This window comes from Ruegeria sp. AB5 (assembly GCF_056542645.1).
In genome coordinates this window covers 1-1,367 of sequence record NZ_JBQGAE010000061.1, presented here as the reverse complement: position 1 = coordinate 1,367, position 1,367 = coordinate 1, and the positions used below count along the sequence as shown (strand labels likewise).

General features: G+C 58.6%; 1 protein-coding gene. It reads right to left on the bottom strand.

What is annotated here, in order from left to right; translation table 11 throughout:
- Nucleotides 1-251 precede the first annotated feature (251 nt).
- Entirely contained in the window at nt 252-1,271 is a 1,020-nt protein-coding gene (locus tag ACR0L4_RS23585) for an IS110 family RNA-guided transposase (protein WP_170754684.1), read from the bottom strand.
- Nucleotides 1,272-1,367: the final 96 nt, after the last annotated feature.

Below are 1,367 nucleotides of genomic sequence, written 5' to 3'. Positions count from 1 at the left end.
TGTGTGGGTGGCGCCTGCATTGCAAGTGTTTTCTGCGTTGATGGCGGCGGTCCGTCAGTACCGTCGTGTGTTCGGCCTGTTGACGCAGCCAGTGTTGTCGACTGCTGGCCTTGATGAGTTCCGCAAGCGAGGTTCCTATCGGGAATACGACCTCTGAGGGCCGCGACTTTCGTCGGAGTGTCCTGGCTTTTGGTTGACTTACATCCGCATCATCACATCAAACGTCTTGCATTTCTGGCAGTTCGATCCGATCAGGCGACCGGCTGCCGATATTCCTGTTGTTTTGTCAGTATCGCCCAGATGATCCGGGCGCTCTTGTTGGCCATCGCGACCGTCGCCAACCGGAACGGTTTCTCGGCGAGGATTCTGGCGCTCCAGATATCTATGCGCTCCGGGTGCTTCCTGCCCATCAGCGCACGGGATGTCATGCCGGTGATCAGGAGCTTTCGGATGTAACGGTCGCCCTTCTTGGTGATCTTGCCGAGCTTTTCCTTTCCACCACTGGATTTGTTGAGTGGTGTCAGGCCTAGCCACGCCGCAAGATCGCGACCAGTCCGAAATTGCTTAGCATCTCCGATGGTCGCCACGATGGCGGAGGCGGTAATCGGACCGACGCCAGGCATGCGCATCAAACGCCGGGCACCGGCATCCAGCAGCGCATGCCTCTCGATCATCTTTGAATAGCCTTCAACGCGCTCGTGAACGCCAAGAAACTGGTGGCAGACCGTGCCGAGAATACCGCTTGCCAGATCCGGCATATCAGGCCGTTCCCCTTCAAGGTGGCGTTTGGCGAAGGCGATCACAGCCTCGATCCCGCTCCGCAGCACATGGCCGAATTCGCGCAAAAGGCTTCGGATCATATTCGCTAGCTGCGTGCGCTGCCGGACTGCGAGATCCCGGGTGCGGTGCAGCGCCAGGATTGCCTGCTGGTCTTCGGATTTCACTTCGACGAACCGCATTGTTGGCCGACGGACGGCCTCGCAGATCGCCTCGGCATCAGCGGCGTCGGTCTTGCCGCGCTTTACATAGGGTTTGACATAGGCGGCTGGCATCAAGCGGACGTCATGACCCAGCCTGCTGAGTTCACGGCCCCAATAGTGGGCAGAGCCGCAGGCTTCCATGCCGACAACACAGCGCGGAAGGGTCTCGAAAAATGCAAGCAGCTTCGGGCGCTTGATCTTCTTGTTGAATATCTTTCGGCCAGCGGCTGAAATCCCATGAACCTGGAACACGTCCTTGGCCAGATCCAGTCCAACTGTTTTAACTGTCATTGGGTGGCTCCTTTCTTAGCAGTCGGTAACAACTGCAGTATGGCGCATCGCGACGCCGGTGGAGCAGGAGCCACCCACTCCATCCGGTTTGGGCCG